At 69.2% G+C, this 15,368-nt stretch carries 16 protein-coding genes and 1 pseudogene; 16 read left to right on the forward strand and 1 reads right to left on the reverse strand.

The window, feature by feature from the left end; translation table 11 throughout:
* The first annotated feature begins 19 nt into the window (after positions 1-19).
* The 14 genes from ACZ7N4_RS34180 to ACZ7N4_RS34245 all read left to right on the forward strand — a co-directional run bounded on the left by ACZ7N4_RS34180 (position 20) and on the right by ACZ7N4_RS34245 (position 13,225).
* Positions 20-718, forward strand: coding sequence for an HAD family hydrolase (locus ACZ7N4_RS34180; RefSeq protein ID WP_471366621.1), 699 nt, complete (start codon positions 20-22; stop codon positions 716-718).
* A gap of 198 nt (positions 719-916) precedes the next feature.
* Positions 917-1,960 (forward strand): hypothetical protein, encoded by a 1,044-nt coding sequence (locus ACZ7N4_RS34185; RefSeq protein ID WP_471366624.1) that lies wholly within the window; start codon positions 917-919, stop codon positions 1,958-1,960.
* Positions 1,960-4,005 (forward strand): phosphoketolase family protein, encoded by a 2,046-nt coding sequence (locus ACZ7N4_RS34190; RefSeq protein ID WP_471366668.1) that lies wholly within the window; start codon positions 1,960-1,962, stop codon positions 4,003-4,005. Before ACZ7N4_RS34185 ends, ACZ7N4_RS34190 begins: the two co-directional genes overlap by 1 nt.
* Positions 4,002-5,072: an enolase C-terminal domain-like protein gene (locus ACZ7N4_RS34195; protein WP_471366627.1), complete on the forward strand. Its 1,071-nt coding sequence runs from the start codon at positions 4,002-4,004 to the stop codon at positions 5,070-5,072. Before ACZ7N4_RS34190 ends, ACZ7N4_RS34195 begins: the two co-directional genes overlap by 4 nt.
* A complete protein-coding gene (locus ACZ7N4_RS34200) occupies positions 5,054-5,500 on the forward strand; it encodes a hypothetical protein (protein WP_471366629.1) in 447 nt (148 codons plus the stop codon). Before ACZ7N4_RS34195 ends, ACZ7N4_RS34200 begins: the two co-directional genes overlap by 19 nt.
* Positions 5,497-6,162 (forward strand): HAD family hydrolase, encoded by a 666-nt coding sequence (locus ACZ7N4_RS34205; RefSeq protein ID WP_471366631.1) that lies wholly within the window; start codon positions 5,497-5,499, stop codon positions 6,160-6,162. The genes ACZ7N4_RS34200 and ACZ7N4_RS34205 overlap by 4 nt, the downstream gene beginning before the upstream one ends.
* Positions 6,159-6,956: a class I SAM-dependent methyltransferase gene (locus ACZ7N4_RS34210; RefSeq protein WP_471366635.1), complete on the forward strand. Its 798-nt coding sequence runs from the start codon at positions 6,159-6,161 to the stop codon at positions 6,954-6,956. Before ACZ7N4_RS34205 ends, ACZ7N4_RS34210 begins: the two co-directional genes overlap by 4 nt.
* Positions 6,953-7,792, forward strand: a complete 840-nt coding sequence (locus ACZ7N4_RS34215) for a creatininase family protein (protein WP_471366639.1) — start codon at positions 6,953-6,955, stop codon at positions 7,790-7,792. The genes ACZ7N4_RS34210 and ACZ7N4_RS34215 overlap by 4 nt, the downstream gene beginning before the upstream one ends.
* Positions 7,776-8,540, forward strand: coding sequence for a phytanoyl-CoA dioxygenase family protein (locus tag ACZ7N4_RS34220; RefSeq protein ID WP_471366643.1), 765 nt, complete (start codon positions 7,776-7,778; stop codon positions 8,538-8,540). Before ACZ7N4_RS34215 ends, ACZ7N4_RS34220 begins: the two co-directional genes overlap by 17 nt.
* Before the next feature lie 3 nt (positions 8,541-8,543).
* Positions 8,544-9,194, forward strand: a complete 651-nt coding sequence (locus ACZ7N4_RS34225) for an L-threonylcarbamoyladenylate synthase (protein ID WP_471366647.1) — start codon at positions 8,544-8,546, stop codon at positions 9,192-9,194.
* A 141-nt stretch (positions 9,195-9,335) separates the two neighbouring features.
* Positions 9,336-10,187 carry a hypothetical protein gene (locus ACZ7N4_RS34230; protein ID WP_471366651.1) on the forward strand — a complete coding sequence of 284 codons (852 nt, stop codon included), beginning with the start codon at positions 9,336-9,338 and terminating at the stop codon, positions 10,185-10,187.
* A gap of 43 nt (positions 10,188-10,230) precedes the next feature.
* Positions 10,231-11,757, forward strand: coding sequence for an amino acid permease (locus ACZ7N4_RS34235; RefSeq protein WP_471366654.1), 1,527 nt, complete (start codon positions 10,231-10,233; stop codon positions 11,755-11,757).
* A 323-nt stretch (positions 11,758-12,080) separates the two neighbouring features.
* Positions 12,081-12,776: a restriction endonuclease gene (locus ACZ7N4_RS34240; RefSeq protein WP_471366658.1), complete on the forward strand. Its 696-nt coding sequence runs from the start codon at positions 12,081-12,083 to the stop codon at positions 12,774-12,776.
* Between the two features lie 233 nt (positions 12,777-13,009).
* Positions 13,010-13,225, forward strand: coding sequence for a hypothetical protein (locus ACZ7N4_RS34245; protein WP_086806453.1), 216 nt, complete (start codon positions 13,010-13,012; stop codon positions 13,223-13,225).
* 32 nt (positions 13,226-13,257) lie between these two features.
* Here ACZ7N4_RS34245 and ACZ7N4_RS34250 read toward each other — a convergent pair whose 3' ends face one another.
* On the reverse strand, positions 13,258-13,962 hold the full coding sequence (locus ACZ7N4_RS34250) for a nucleotidyltransferase domain-containing protein (protein WP_471366662.1): 705 nt from the start codon (positions 13,960-13,962) through the stop codon (positions 13,258-13,260).
* A 190-nt stretch (positions 13,963-14,152) separates the two neighbouring features.
* Here ACZ7N4_RS34250 and ACZ7N4_RS34255 point away from each other — a divergent pair, with 190 nt between their 5' ends.
* Positions 14,153-14,506 carry an SPDY domain-containing protein gene (locus tag ACZ7N4_RS34255; protein ID WP_471366665.1) on the forward strand — a complete coding sequence of 118 codons (354 nt, stop codon included), beginning with the start codon at positions 14,153-14,155 and terminating at the stop codon, positions 14,504-14,506.
* 173 nt (positions 14,507-14,679) lie between these two features.
* Positions 14,680-15,276, forward strand: a pseudogene (locus ACZ7N4_RS34260) (SPDY domain-containing protein); the annotation flags it as partial.
* Between the last annotated feature and the right edge of the window lie 92 nt (positions 15,277-15,368).

Here is a 15,368-nt window from a genome sequence, read left to right on the forward strand (position 1 = left end):
GTACGCCTACGCTGGACCGGTGCCACTGATCGTGCTCTGGGACATCGACCACACTCTCATCGAGAACTCCGGCGTCAGCAAAGAGATCTACGCCGCCGCGTTCGAAGGCGTTGCCGGCCGTACCGCTGACCATCCTGCCCGCACCGAGGGCCGGACCGACCGGCTGATCCTCGCGGGGATGTTCCGCGACCACGGGATGGAGCCCCCGGAGTGGGGGGTGATCCAGCCCGCGCTGGAGGCCGCCGGCGCGGCGCGGGAGGCTGATCTCGCCCGGCGTGGCCGATCGCTTCCCGGTGCCCGCGAGGCGCTCGCAGCGGTAGCGGCCGAGCCCGGCATGATCTCCTCGGTCCTCACCGGTAACGTCCGAGCGAACGCCCGAGTCAAGCTCAGGGCTTTTGGACTGGACGGTCTCGTTGACATCGAGTGCGGAGCGTACGGAGCCGACGCGACGGACCGGGCGGAGCTGGTCGACGTCGCCCGCTCCCGCGTGCGGGCGGTTTATGACACACCGCCCGAGACGCCTGTTGTCCTCATCGGTGATACCCCGCGCGACGTCCAAGCCGCCCTCGACTCCGGCGCGCACGTGATTGCCGTGGCCTCTGGTGTCCACAGCGCTGAAGAGCTGAGGGAAGCGGGAGCGAGCATCGTGCTCGCCGATCTCACCGACGTCGCCGCGCTGATGCGTCATCTACGGTCGCTGGCTCACGCCGTCTGCTGAAAACGTCCCGGGACGTCCGTAAGAAGTCCCTGCGCGTGGTTCGCCGTCCTGCCGTGTGACGGCACGCTCTTGGGAGCCGTCGGCGGAGCGTCCCCCGCGCTCCGCCGACGTGCCATCCCTCTCCGGCCTCATGGATGGAGCACGCGCGTGACAGCTTTACTCGGCGGACAGGCGGGCGCGGCGTCCACACTCGCGGACGTGGAGCGGCTCGCGCGGCGGTACGGAGTACCGGTCGAAGACGCCCTGCTCATCTCGATCAACCTCCACGGAATCGACGGGGAAGCTCCGCGCCACCGCGCCCGCCTGCAGGTGCGACTGGACAGCGCACGGTCCGTGCCCTGGCAGCTCATCGTTCCGCTGAATGCGGCGGAGTCGCCCTTCCGGCTGATGGACGATGGGCGACTGCTGCTGGGGGGCGCCCCGGTCGGCACAGTGGAACGAATCGATGCCGATGAGGCGGTCGGTGGCTACTTCCGCGCCGACGGCACCGCCTTGACGCTCAACCCCAATGCCCGTAGCCGGTGCGTGGGTTGCGCCTTCTGTCCCAACACACTTGAGGCAGCGGCGGACCCGCGGCTGTCGGAAGAGCAGGATCTCCGGGAACTTCTCGCCGCGCTGCGCGAGCAGCACCCGCGGCGGGACCTGACGGAAGTCCGGGAGGTCACCGTCTCCACCGGATGCTTCGAGCGGGAGCCCGCGGCCGTCGACCACATGCGGGCCCTGCGATCTGTTCTGGCCGAGTACGGCATCGAAGCCAGGCTCGGCTTCCTCACCTCGGTGCTTCACTCCAGGCAGGCGTTCGACGAGCTTGCCGACATCGGCCCCTTCGTGCTCCGGCTCACCGCTGAATGCTTCACGCGACGGGACCTCCTGTTGAAGGCCAGCAAGGCGGTGCTGACGACCGCCTCGATGCCGGAAGTGCTGACGCGGGCGGTCGCCGCCGGCCACGGGACGTCGTTCACGTACATCGCGGGCCTGGACGACCTCGACGCACTGCGCACCGGCGTGGAGGCCCTCGCGCCGTACGTGACCGAGTTCCCGAACTTCCAGGTCTACCAGGCCCACAACCGCATCATGGCCGGCCTGCGCGCCTCCGGAGCCCATGAGCTTGAGTACTACCTCCGCGCCCGCGCCGAGATAGAGAAGATCATGGAACCTTCCGGGCTGCGGCCCGCAGCATGGGAGTGCTATCGCCCCCTGTGGTACTTCACCTTCGCTGACGAGACCCTGGTCGGCGCGTGATGGAGAACGATGCCGTTCTGGCCGAGGTCCTGTGGAGAGCCATCTGCTACGCCTCGGTGTGCCAACTCCACCTACGGGACAACGTCCTGCTCAACCGGCCGCTGACCGCCGAACACGTCAAGGAGCGCCCGTCCGGCCACTGGGGAACCGTGCCGGGCACCGCCTTTGCCTTGACCCACCTCGCCCTTGCCGCCGGGGCTCTCGACGGGGAAGTCGGCCTTGTGCCGCTGCTCGGAGCCGGTCATGCCGGCGTGGTCCAGCTCTCGGCGTCCTGGGTGACAGGTGAGTTGGGCAAGCTGCGCCCGGAATTCGGGCCGGACGCCGACGGCCTGCGGCGGCTCTCCCGGGCTTTCCCTGACGTGGAAGGGCTCGGAGCCGAAGTCACCCCGGCGCTTCCGGCCGGTGCCTTTCTCGGTGGACGACTCGGGGGCTGCCTGCCTTTCGCACAGGGGGTCGCGCTTGACGCTCCCGGCAGGGTCGTCGTGCCTGTGATCGGTGACGGCGAGTGCGAGACCCCGACGACCGCAGCGGCCTGGCTCGCCCACGAAGACCTCACCGGTGCCGCCGTGCTTCCCGTAGTGCACGTGAACGGCTTCCGCATGGGGGGTCCGTCACTGCTCGGACGACTGGACGACGTCCGGCTCCGGGCATACTTCGCCGGTATCGGATGGCGGGCCGTGATCGTCCACGTCACCGCCGGATCGCAGGCGGAGCACGCAGCCTTCCACGCCGCCCTATGGGACGCCCTGGAGGCCACTGTCGTAGGCCGGCGCACAGCACTGGTCCTGCGCTGCGTCAAGGGATGGACCGGTCCTGTCGCCCTCGGCGGCCAGACGCTTATCGGTACGCCCGATCTGCACAAGACCCCCTTCACAAACCCGCGCAACAACGCGGATCAGCTGTCGCAGCTCGACGACTGGCTGGCCTCCTACCGGCCTTCCCAGCTGTTCGACACGCGGGGACGCAGCCGAGGGCCCCTTGCTGAAGCAGTCACCCAGGTCCGCTGGTGCTCCCTGCCCCGTGCGCAGTCGGCCATCCCGGACGTCCCGCCACTACCCAATGCTGTTTCGTTCACGAGCGCGGTCACGGGGACAGTCCGGCGGCACGCAGAACGAGGGGACTTCCTGCTCCTCAGCCCCGACGAACTGGCCTCCAATCGGCTTGCTGACCTCGCGCGTGAGCGATGGGCTCACGAGCTGCTGGCGGAGGAGGTGCTGCTGGAGTGGCTCGCCGGCTGGACCGCCAGCGGCCGACGGGGCCTGCTCGTGTCGTACGAGAGCTTCGCCCCTCTGCTCACCAGCGGCTTGGTGGCTCACATCAAGCAGCGACGCCTCGACGGCGCGCAGGGCCTGCCCAGCCTCAACGTCCTCCTGACCTCCTACGGCTGGCACAACGTCCACACCCACGGCGACCCGTCCCTCGCCACTGCCCTGTTGGCCCTCGGTGCACCCGGAGTCCGGGTGCTGACGCCGGCGGACCCGACTCGTACGGCGGCGGTCCTGGATGAGGCGCTCGACTCGATGGACCGCGTCAATTTGATCATCACCGGCAAGCACAACCGCACGCTCCACCCGGAAGAATCACTGGACGAGGAGCGGCGCCGTGGTCTCGCGGTGTGGTCGCACCTCAGCGACCATGACGAGCCCGACCTGACGATCGTGACAGCGGGAGACATCCCCGCTGCCGTAGCCACGGAAGCCGTCGACCGTATTCGCGACCGTCACCGGTGCCGGGTCCGAGTCGTCAACCTGCTGGATCTCACGGTTCTCGGTGCCCCGAGCACCTGGCCGAGGGGGCTGAACGGTTGCGAAGTCGAGCACTATCTCGGTTCCCACGCTTCCGTTCTCTTCCTCACCCTGGGCCACCCCGCATCTGTATGGGGGCTGTTGGCGGGGAGGCTCCGCCGCCCCGTCGACGTCATCGGCTGGCAGGAGCCCGCCGGCCCGATGCCGCAGCGCGATCTCGCCCGCACCATGGGCATGGACGTGCCCGGAGTCGAGCGGGCCGCCGACCTCCTCCTGGCATCTCGCGAGGTGGTCCGATGACCTCGTGGACCATTCAGGACCTCCACGTGGTCCAGACGAGGCAGCCGACGGCAGCCGGTGACGACACCTTCTTCGTCGCGGTTCGCGCTGGGCTCGCGCTCGGCTGGTACGGCCCGGTCGGCGAACGCGTGGGACGCTACGTGAACGAGGTGCTGGCCCCTGAGACGAAGGACTCGCTGGTCACTGACCACGCCGGCTTGCTGGACCGTCTGCGGGCCGCGGCTCGCAGACGGCCTGGCGAGGTTGCCTCGTGGGCGGTCGGCACGGTCGACTGCGCTGTCTGGGACCTCCACGGCCGACTCGCCGAGCGCACTGTGGCCGAACTCCTCACCGCCGCCGCCTCCCAGCCGCTGATTCCGGCGTACGCCTCCTGGCTCACCCAAGACCTCAGCAGCATCAACAGCCCGAACGTACTGGCCGGCGTCATGGCAGGCGGCTGGAGCTTCACCAAGTGGGGGCTTCGCCGCAATCCGTCCGACCCATCAAGAGAAGCGGCGGCCCGCATGGCCCAGGCGGTCGAGCGCTGCTCTCACGCTCTCGGCGCGCCGCTCGCCGTCGACGCGGTCGGCACCTGGACACCGGCCGTGGCCCTGGCCTTCGCACAGGTAGCCGATCCCTCCTGCCTTCGGTGGCTGGAGGACCCGCTCCCGCATCACGACGCGGACACCTACGAGCTGCTGGCGGCCACACCGCTGCCCTTGGCAGTCGGCGAACGCGCGCACTGCGACGAGGACCCCGTTGGCCTGATCCAGTACATACGGCCCAGTGCCCTGACCCTCGACGCCGTCGGATGCGGCGGGCTGACCCGAGCGGTACAGATCATTCGAGTCGCTCAGGCTCAGGGCGTTCCTGTGTACCCGCACGGCCGCTCGCTCGTGCCCGGCCTCCACCTGGCCGCCGCCTACCCCCACGCCGTTCCGGCCGTCGAGTACCGGCTGCGTTGGGAGCCCGGACGCCAACGCCTCTACGAGATGCCGCTCCGCCCTGAAAACGGCCACATCCGCCTGCCGGACGCCCCTGGTCTCGGCACCACGCCAAGGAGCACAGCATGCCCAGCGCCCCACTGAACGTTCCCGTCGAGGGCACGGTCACCCACAGCCCCGAAGGGCCCCTGCTCCGCCTGACGCGACGGCTTGACGGCCACGACACCTTCCTCACCGGAAGCCTGGACATCGCGGACTCGTCCATCCCCGTACGCATCCTGACCCTGGACGACGTCACCGTCCTGCGGCCCACGAGCGAGTTCCCTGCGCCGGCTGACGGCGAGCACTGGCACGGTCGACTCCACCTGCCGCACGGACTGCGCCCGCGCAGCGTCCCGCCGGACCTCAACGTCGCCGCTGACCAGGAAGGGCGATCACTCGACGCGCTCGACGAGGCGGAGCTGCGGTACGCCCTCACGTTCCTGTCGGAAGCCACCACCCCGGACATCCGGCAGGCCCGAATCGAAGCCGTCGTCTCCGCGCTCCCGGCCACCGCGGGGAGGACACGATGACAACACGACCCGAACTGCTGGTCTCGGTGGACGTCGGGGGCACCCTGGGCATGGCCGACGGACCCGGCCTGACGATGCGGCTGGTCGAGGCGTCACCGCTCCCTCCGGCGCGTACCCGCGAGATCCTGCGGTCCAGCCTCCACACCCGACCGGCCCTGACCGACTCCCTGGTACACGAGGTCTGCGACGCCATCCAGGTGCCGGCGGAGACGTTCCCCCGCGATGTGCCGCCTGCCCCGTTCAGTCTCTACCCCGGCACGACCGAGGCACTGCGCAAGATCAGCTCAGTAGCCACCGTCGTCACCCTCTCCAACGTGACCTGCGTCGACGCCGACACCGACGGAATGCGCACGCTCCTCTCCCCCTGGGTGAGCGACTTCTTTCCGTCCTGCCGCATCGGCCACACCAAGCCCGACCGTCGGGCCTTCCAGGCCGTGACCGACCACTTCCACACGGACCCAAATGGCCTGATCCACGTCGGTGACGACTGGACGTGCGACATCGTGGGTGCCGTAGAAGCAGGGGCGCGCGCCATATGGATCTCGCGCGGAAGGCAGGTCCCCGACGAGTCCCTGCTCGTTGACCACGGTGTGCTCGTCGCCGACGACTTGGCGGCAGCCGCCGCCCACATTCAGCACCTCGCACCATGGAGCGCCACATGAGCCTGTTCACCGGAACCGCCAGCTACTACCGCCAGTTCCGCCCCGGTATCCCCGAAGACGTCGCAACGGCCCTGGACCAGGCCGCCCCCGCCCGGACCGACGGTCCGCGACGCCTGCTCGACGTCGGCACCGGCACCGGGCTGGTCGCCGAGGCGCTGCTTGGTCGCTTCGACGACATCATCGCCATCGACAACGACGCCGACATGCTCGCCGCGGCGGAGTCGGCACTGCGCCCGAAGCTCCCCGACGGCACGCGGTTGTCGCTCGTTGAGAGCACCGCCGAGGACTTCGTGTCGCCCGGCGGCTGGAAGGCAGACCTGGTCACCATCTGCCGCGCGTTCCACTGGCTCGACCAGGCCGGCGTGCTGGCGCGCCTGGACGATCAGGTCGCGCCCGATGGTGTCGTCGCCATCTTCGGCGACAGCAGCTTCTGGACCGCCACCAGTCCCTGGAAGGAAGCCGTCCGAGACGTCATCAAGACGTTCCTCGGCGAGGAACGGCGGGCCGGTTCCGGCACCTTCCAGCACCACAACCGCCCCTACAGCGAGATCATGGAGGAGTCTCCCTTCGACCAGGTCGAGGCGGCCCGGATCCCCGTCCACCGAACCTGGACCGCCGAGAGCATCCTCGGCTACCTCTACTCCACCTCCTTCGCCGCACCCCACCTCTTCGGCGACCGGCTGCCGGAATTCGAGACCACGGTCAAGGAGCGGCTCGCAGACTTCAGCGAGGATGACACCTTCCCGGAGGAGAACGAGTTCCTGATCCGCTTCGGGCGGCGGAGCAGGAGGTGACCAGCCGGAGCACCAGACGGGCGTTCGCCGCGCTCACCGCCCCTCGTGTGGCGGCCGAGCTCGGCGAACGGTCCGTCCTCTGCCTGCCGCTCGGGTCGGTAGAACAGCACGGTCCGCACCTGCCGTTGGACACCGACACCGTCATCGCCGAGCAGTTCGCGCACCGCCTGGCCGCGCACTCAGCGGACCGGCACGACCTGTGGGTCGGGTCGGCCGTCCCCTACGGCCTCTCGCCCGAACACGCCGACGCGTCGGGGACCATCACGCTGGACCTCCACCTGTACGCGACGCTGATCACGACGCTCGTGGCCGAGTACATCCGCTCCACAGGGGTCGGCTCCGTGCTCCTCGTCAATGGCCACGGCGGCAACCGCGGCGTGCTGGAGGCGGTCGTCCACCAGCTCCGCCACTCCCACGGCGTCACCACCTGCGTGTTGCACCCGGCCGCACTCGCCGCCGGCCGAGTCCCGATCGGCAGCGAGTTGCCCGAGGTGCATGCCGGAGTGCTGGAAACCGCCCTCATGCTCGCCCTTGACCCGGACCGGGTCCGGCTGGACCTCCTGCCGAGCGAGGCGTTCCCCGACCCCGGCCGACGCCGGTCGATCGGCCACCTCGTACTCGATCGTGGCGTGACGTGGCCCTGGTCCTCCGACGACCCCGAGCTCGCCGCCGACGGTGTCATCGGCGGTGATCCGCGCAACGCCACCCCGGAGCTGGGTCACAAGCTTCTCGCCGCAGCGCTCGACGCTTGCACGCACGTCCTCGACCGCATCGACAGAGCCACGTCCCGCGGGACGTCGCAGACCTTACGGAGGCACCATGCCCCTCACGCCTGAGGAGAAGGCCACCTTCAAAAGGGATGGCGTCCTCGTACGCCGCGCACTGGTCTCCCCCGCACTCGTCCAACGCGCCACCTCACTGGTCGGGAGCTGGTACCGCGGTCTGAGGCCCAGCGAAGTCCCGGCCTACAGCCAGCGCACCTTCGCCCCTGAACTCGGGAGCCACCCCGACATCCTTGCCCTGTACGAGGAGACGGATGCGGCCGAACTCGCCACCGGCCTCCTCGGAGACACCTTCCCCGTCACCACGGCCCAGATTCAGATCCGCGTACCCGAGTCGGAATTCCCCGGCGTGCAACCCGAGAAGGCGATGCACGTGGACGGGGTCTCCTGTCCTCACCTCGACCCGCGAGAACTGCGCACCTTCTCGCTCCTCGTCGGCGTCGTCCTGTCCGACGTGAGCAGCACGCAGGACGGGGCGCTGCACTACCAGCCCGGCGGTCACCACACCATGGCGGACTGGTTTAGGACCCAGTGGACGCTCGGTATGACGGAGCAGGTGCCCCCAGAGGTCGACCAGGAGCGGGGTGTCCCTCTGCTCGGTGCCCCCGGCGACGTCCTGCTCATGCACCACCTCGTCCCGCATTCGGTGGGACGGAACCTCACCCCCTTCCCCAGGGTGATGGCCTACTTCCGCGTTTCCCACCCGGACCACGCCGGCCGCCGCCTCGAAGCGCTGCGCGACCCGTGGCTCGACTATCCGCCCCTCGCCGCGACCCCTCAGCCCGCAGCCGAAAAGGAGTAGCCCATGCGTCTCATCGGACCCGAAGACCTCGACACCGCGGTACAGACGATTGAGGCCGGAGGACTCGTCGTCGTCCCGACCCGGCGCTGGTACATGGTCTGCGCCGACGCGAGCAACGCGCGGGCATGCGACGACATCATCACGGGCAAGCGCCGCCCGAGCGGCAAGCCACTCGCCTATGTGGCCACCTCCACCTCCTCCTGTGAGGAACGCTTCATCCTCAGCCCGGACGCCAGGCGCCTCGCGACGGCCTTCTGGCCCGGTGATCTCGCACTGCTGCTGCCGTGGAAGAACGCCGAAGACGCCGCCCAGCACGCGGCAGTCGGATCTCCCGCCCTGGTCACGATCGCCCCGGACATCCTCGGGGACCTCGCGTCGGCGGTGAAAGTCCCTCTCGCGGCGACCACAGCGAACATCTCCGGAGACGCCGGCCCGAACGACCCCGGGCCGGCCATCACGATCGACCAGGTTCACGCCTTCCTGGCCGCCTCGGGCCTGGAACCCGACGTCATCATCGACGGCGGAGTGTGCCCGGCGGCGAACCACATGACCATCGTCGACTGCTTCACCCCGGAGGCCCGGCTGGTGCGTACGGGCCTCGTCCACCAGCGGGCCATCTCGGCGGCGCTCGGCACCGAGATCCGGACCGCCTGACGACTTCGCCTCCTCCTGCCAAGCAGACAGGAGCGGACTACCGGAGCGAACATGATGCCTACGACCGGAGGGCAACCCGCTCTTGACATGCGCCCGGCAAGAAATGACGACGCGCTGCGGCGAGTCCTCGAAGACGCTTCTATGGGGCGCTGGGAAGGCCCCCGAGACCTGCTGACCACTACCGGTGCCGACTGGGACCGCCGGATCTTCCGCCTTCAGGTGCTCGCCGAAGCGGGGGCTCGCCTGCGTTTCGCCGACACCTGGGTGAAGGCGGAACCGCGCTCGCCGCACGCACTGGCTCTCCTCGCGAACGTTCAGGCCCTGCGCGCGATGATCGCCGGGCAGAACGGCGGCCGGTCACTGATGGAGGAAGCGTGGGCCACCTGCCGCACCGCGCTGGGAGTGTGGCCGGATGATCTGGCGCCCCTGGTGGTGATGCTGGCGTTGCTGCGGACGCATGCACCGGATCGGTCGACCCTGCGGCATGTGTGGGCGGAGATCAAGCAGCGTGATCCGTGGAATCGCGAGGCCCACCACGAGGTCGTTACCTACCTGTTCCAGCGCAACCACGGCAGGCCGGGGGAGGCGATGTGGTGGGCGGAGGAGCAGGCGTCCATCGCCCCGCGAGGGCTGCCGATCGCGGTCCTGCCCTTGGTCGTGATCGCCGAGGCCCACCGATCCCGTCAGGAGCGGGACAAGGCGGCGTACGGGCTGACCATCCATCCCTGGATCGACTGCCCGCAGATCGACCCCGTGCTGGAACGCTGGTGGCGCTACCGCGCGCCTGGCCCGCACGCCTGCTTCGCCGATGACGCCAACTACTTGGCACACGCTCTGTCGTTCGCCAACCGTCACAGCGAGGCGGCGGAGGTCTTCGACGCGATCGGCCCGTACGCCACGCACCTTCCCTGGGCCTACTGCGGTCAGGCCGAAGACCTGTTCCTGCGGCACCGCGCCTGGGCCTACAACCCGCCGAGGCGCCGGCACCCCTGACCATCCTGACACCACCCCCCGATGTACGAAGGACGGCACTCCCATGCCTCTTGACGTCTCCCGCGTCTCCGACGAGGACCGCCTGAAGCAGCTCGGCTACCAGCAGACGCTCGCCCGCTCGATGTCCGGCCGGGCCAACTTCGGCGTCAGCTTCACGATCATCTCGATCCTGTCCGGCTGCATGACCCTGTACGGCTACGGCATGAACACCGGCGGCCCGGCCGTGATCATGTGGGGCTGGCTGTTCGTCGGCCTGATGACCTTGTTCGTCGGCCTGTCGATGGCCGAGGTCTGCTCCTCCTACCCGACCAGCGCCGGCCTGTACTTCTGGGCGCACCGCATGGCCCCCGCGAGAACGGCCGCGGCGTGGGCGTGGTTCACCGGCTGGTTCAACGCCCTGGGTCAGATAGCGGTGACCGCGGGCGTCGACTTCGGCGCCGCCAGCTTCCTCAACGCCCTGCTCGACCTTCAGTTCGGCTTCACCGCCACGCCCGACCACACCATCACGCTGTTCGGGATCATCCTCGCCCTGCACGGCGTGCTGAACACCTTCGGTGTCCGCATCGTCGCCTTCCTGAACGAGGTCTCCATCTGGTGGCACATCCTGGGCGTCGTCGTCATCTGCGGCGCCCTGGTGCTCGTGCCCGACCACCACCAGTCGGCCGGCTTCGTCTTCGGCGAGTTCGTCAACAACACCGGCTTCTCCTCCAGCACCTACGTGGTGCTGATCGGACTGCTGATGGCGCAGTACACCTTCACCGGCTACGACGCCTCCGCCCACATGACCGAGGAGACCATCGACGCCTCCACCGCCGGCCCCAAGGGCATCGTTCGCTCGATCCTCGTCTCCCTCGCCGCCGGCTTCGTCCTTCTCTTCGGCTTCACCTACGCCATCCAGTCCTACGCCGGCGCACTTGGCTCGGGGACGGGGGTGCCCCCGGCGCAGATCCTCATGGACGCCCTCGGTGCTGCGGCCGGCAAGTGGCTGCTCCTGGTCGTCATCGTCGCCCAGCTCTTCTGCGGCATGGCGTCTGTCACCGCCAACTCTCGCATGATCTACGCCTTCTCCCGCGACGGCGCCCTGCCCTTCTCCAAGGTCTGGCACCAGCTGAACCCCGCCACCCGCACGCCCACCAACGCTGTCTGGCTCGCCACCGGCGGCGCCTTCGTCCTCGGCCTGCCCTACCTGTGGAACACCACCGCGTACGCTGCGGTCACGTCGATCGCGACCATCGGCCTGTACATCGCCTACGTCATCCCGACCTACCTCCGGCTCCGGCAGGGGAGCCGGTTCGAGCGCGGCCCCTGGCACCTCGGCTCCTGGTCCCCCGTCGTCGGCACGATCGCCGTCGCCTGGGTGCTCGTGATCACCGTGCTGTTCATGCTGCCGCAGACCTCCCCCGTCACCGCGCGCACCTTCAACTACGCGCCCGTCGCGGTCGGCGTCGTCATCGCCTTCTGCGGCATCTGGTGGCTGGCCTCCGCGCGCAAGTGGTTCCTCAATCCTGCGCACCCGCGCAACTCCACGCTGGACCGGAAAGATGCCGGTGGGAGGGCCGGCGTCCGCTGAGAGGAGCGGCCGGATCCAGTGCTCGCCGCGAAACGGCTGAAGTATGTCGATCGAGCACCCAAAGTCCCAGGTCGTCGGCGCTCAGCCGCAGCGGGCAGCGGCCCACGCTGACCGAAAACTCTCCACTCTAAGTGATCGCATCTCGACCCGCTGTCAGTGGTGCGTGCTCTCATGACCTGCGCGGGGATCGTCAACAGCCTGTGGATAGGGGGGAGTTCCTTCATGGCGGTACGGATGGAGGCGTGCGAGCGGGTCGCTGGGCCGATACGGGCCCTCGCCCGGTCTGCCGAACGCAGCCTGCCGGTTGAGCCGGGGACAGCCCGATGAGCGGCCGACGCCCGGCCCGGCGCCCCGCACGGCGCCGGCCAGCCCGCCGTTCCAAGAAACAGGACGACCAGCTGGCCCTGTTGGGAGCTGGGGTCCTGGCGCTCGGGTTGGTCATCACCGTCGTGCACTGGCTGCTGGTGCACTGGTGGATCCTCCTCATCGCTGCCGTGATCGCCGCAGTGGCCGGTGGCCTCTGGCTGCAGCAGGCGCGGCAGCGGGCCGAGTGGGAGCGTGTGCGTGCGCGCGCCCTGCGGATGGGGATCGCGGAGCTGGATGCCCTGGACCACCGCGCGTTCGAGTTCGCCATACGGGACCTGATGCGACGGGACGGCTGCCAGGCAGAGCAGCTCGGCGGTGCCGGCGACAATGCCTGCGACGTACGCGCCGTCGATCCCATGGGGCGCGTCTGGGCCATCCAGTGCAAGCACCGCCGGGACGGAGACCGCGGCTCCGCCGTCGGCGTCGGTGTCCTACAGCAGGTCAACGGCACCGCACGGCAGATCCACGGAGCGGACGTCGCAGTCGTGCTCACCAACGGTCGCTTCTCCTCCAAGGCCATCCCCTGGGGCGCGGAGCACCGGATACACCTCGTGGACCGCCGTCTGCTGGGCGAGTGGGCGGCTGGCTCGCGCCCTCTGTGGGATTTGCTGGACCGCATCCCGCCGCCGCGCCGCCCCACCGCTCTGTCCTGACGCGCAGGGCAGGGCGGCCAGTGCGACGGAGGTCGCGAGGTCTGGGCTCGTCCGCCCCGGCGGGCTGCGAGTGGGGCAGCTGGCGCTGCTGTTCGCTTCGCGCAGCTGCCCCAATCCAGCCATTGACCAGGCGCTCCGTCGCCAATCACCGGTGATCGAAACGTGGTGCTGTCGAGTTCCGGCTATGCAGGAGGGCGGGTCGTCAGAGTGTTGTGCGGGGGAGGGCTGGCCAGGTGGTTCTGAGTATCAACGTGGCGGTTCTGCTGGCTGTCGTCATCATTGTGCGGCTGCGCCGACGTACGCATGCCCGCAGCCGGTTCGACGAGAAGCTGACCGTCGTCATTGTGCTGGTGTTCGGCGTGCTGATCGCACCTACCAGCTTCGGGCAGGGCATTCTCAATGCCGTGGGCCAGCTCGCCCACAGCCTTTCGCAGACCAGCAGTCCTTGAGCGCGTTGCTCCGGGTGCGCGTGGAGGACCGCTTAGGGCGCCCCGGCACGCTTGTAGCCGACCCACAACCGGCCGCCGGTCTGCCCGAGCACCTCGTCCACCACGGCCACGAGGGGCTCTATTCTCCCGCCCAGTACCTCCTGTAGGCCGTGGTGGAGGCGTGTGCTGAGCCCTGGCGCGGTCGTCTCAAGACGGCGTGCCAGCCACTTCCCACCGCCGCCCCACGACCCGCCAACGGCCAACACCAGCTCACCGGTGCGTCGGACCAGTTCGGTCGCGATGAACAGGCGCTCGCTCTGGTCGTGGCTTCCCGCGAGGTCGTCGAGGAGGTCGGTGATCGCGTAGCGGCGGTCGTCGACCTCTTCCGCCGACGCCGGGGGTGGTCCTGCGGTGGTCAGTTTCCGGGCTTCTGCGGCGAGGCGGGCTCCGAGTCCGTCGGTGTCGAAGAGCAGCAGCCCGTCGGCACACATCCACAGCAGCGGTGACCGGCGCTGGCGTAGTTCCCGTTCGACGTAGGCGTGCCACGTCGCCTCGGTGTGCACGAACATCTCCACCGGCCAGTCGGCGTACTGGAGGCTCGCGCGGTACGGGGCTGGGGTTCCGTGGAGCAGGACCACGATGTCGAGGTCCGACGTCGCCGTGCGGCGCCCCGTCACGACGCTGCCGCCCAGGAACGCGGCGCGCGCTTCGGGGTGCTGTTCATCTACGACGGCGCGTGCGGCCTCGATCGCATCCATACGGCAACTATCAGCACTGCCTCCACCGCGCGCACGCCGTTTTCCGCAGTGGTCCGCGATGCCTCGTCCTCTGCGTGGCAGTTCGCCGGGGGCAGACAGCAAAGACCCACGAATGACTGGCCAACGCCGCAGCGGCATGTGAACCTGGACGACCTTCTCGTAAAACACCAGGTCAGAGAGGTGATTGCCCGTGACTGCGGCACCCCAGGGGCCCGGATTCTCCACCACCGTCGAGGCCCTGCGGCTGCGTGAGTGGCTGCTCGGCCCGGGCCAGGCCACGCTCGTGATGGATCAGTTCTCCGCCGACGACTTCCACCTGGTCGTGGACGACCGCGCGGACGTGCACGTCAACTCGAAGGATGGATCCTTCTATCTCGGATGGTTTCCGTCCGGCCGTCCTGGTACCGACGGCGAGGGGTGGAAGATCGCCGTCACCGGTACGGCCAAGGTGCGCGGCTACCAGATGTCCTTCGACACCGAGACACCGGCCGATGTCGTCGCCGCCGCAGTCGCGCGCGTGCTGGAGACCTCCCAGCGAATGTGACAGCCAGAGGCTTGAGTCGGCGTCTCTCGGGCGCCCTCGACGTCTGCCTGATTGATAGCAAGGCAGGGTCACACTGCTCGCCCTCTGCCACCGAGACTGCGGCGCAGTCGGCCCGCACTCCCGTCCAGCTTCGCGCACGGCTGGCGGCATCAGGACTTCTAGCCCTTGGAGGCATACTGCATTCCGACTTTCCGTCCGGCCTGCCCAGCCCGACGAACGTCCCGTCCGCGTACTGGGTCGGTCCCCGGCACCTGGCCGGTGACGACGGACGCCTGTACGACGCCGTCGCCGACACGCTCGCCGGCCTGGGCTGGACGAGCCTGACGCTCGTCCGCGGGCGCCAGGAGCCGGACGAGGCGCCGGCGGACCGTCAAGTCCTGCGCAGCACCGTCCTGCACATCAGCCCCGACTCCCTGCGGTGGGCGCAGTGGGTCCTGCCGGACGAGCCGTTCCACCTGGGGAACCTGCCGATCGCCTGGCAGGTGTCCGCTCGTACGGACCCGAGCAGCCCGCTCGCCCAGTGGTCGGCCTACTTCACCCCCGATGTCCCAGGGGAGATCCTCGCCAGCTTCCTAGCCGCGCTCGACGCCTGCGATCAGCCCGCCCTGCCGTGCGGTGGTCCCGAGCTGGTCCTCGACGCGGTAACGGCACACGGGTGGCAGCGTGACGTCGACCAGCCCGGCACGGGAGCGGTGGATCCGACGTTCGCCTCCCACATCCACCTCGGCGAGGTGCCGCCCCTCATCCAGGATGGCGATCCACTGGCGCTAGGACTTGTCCGGCCGATCATGTGACTACTCCGCACCCGTGTCGTTGATGTGGACATGGGGCGGGGCGATCTGACGGATGCCGAGTGGGAACG

It is taken from the genome of Streptomyces sp. NPDC107654, from assembly GCF_055639035.1.

Excerpts from the sequence above, each read along its gene's own strand:
- ACZ7N4_RS34190 (WP_471366668.1), top strand. The coding sequence starts at position 1,960 with ATGGAGAACGATGCCGTTCTGGCCGAGGTCCTGTGGAGAGCCATCTGC.
- ACZ7N4_RS34195 (WP_471366627.1), top strand. The coding sequence starts at position 4,002 with ATGACCTCGTGGACCATTCAGGACCTCCACGTGGTCCAGACGAGGCAG.
- ACZ7N4_RS34200 (WP_471366629.1), top strand. The coding sequence starts at position 5,054 with ATGCCCAGCGCCCCACTGAACGTTCCCGTCGAGGGCACGGTCACCCAC.
- ACZ7N4_RS34205 (WP_471366631.1), top strand. The coding sequence starts at position 5,497 with ATGACAACACGACCCGAACTGCTGGTCTCGGTGGACGTCGGGGGCACC.
- ACZ7N4_RS34210 (WP_471366635.1), top strand. The coding sequence starts at position 6,159 with ATGAGCCTGTTCACCGGAACCGCCAGCTACTACCGCCAGTTCCGCCCC.
- ACZ7N4_RS34220 (WP_471366643.1), top strand. The coding sequence starts at position 7,776 with ATGCCCCTCACGCCTGAGGAGAAGGCCACCTTCAAAAGGGATGGCGTC.
- ACZ7N4_RS34225 (WP_471366647.1), top strand. The coding sequence starts at position 8,544 with ATGCGTCTCATCGGACCCGAAGACCTCGACACCGCGGTACAGACGATT.
- ACZ7N4_RS34230 (WP_471366651.1), top strand. The coding sequence starts at position 9,336 with ATGGGGCGCTGGGAAGGCCCCCGAGACCTGCTGACCACTACCGGTGCC.
- ACZ7N4_RS34235 (WP_471366654.1), top strand. The coding sequence starts at position 10,231 with ATGCCTCTTGACGTCTCCCGCGTCTCCGACGAGGACCGCCTGAAGCAG.
- ACZ7N4_RS34240 (WP_471366658.1), top strand. The coding sequence starts at position 12,081 with ATGAGCGGCCGACGCCCGGCCCGGCGCCCCGCACGGCGCCGGCCAGCC.
- ACZ7N4_RS34250 (WP_471366662.1), bottom strand. The coding sequence starts at position 13,962 with ATGGATGCGATCGAGGCCGCACGCGCCGTCGTAGATGAACAGCACCCC.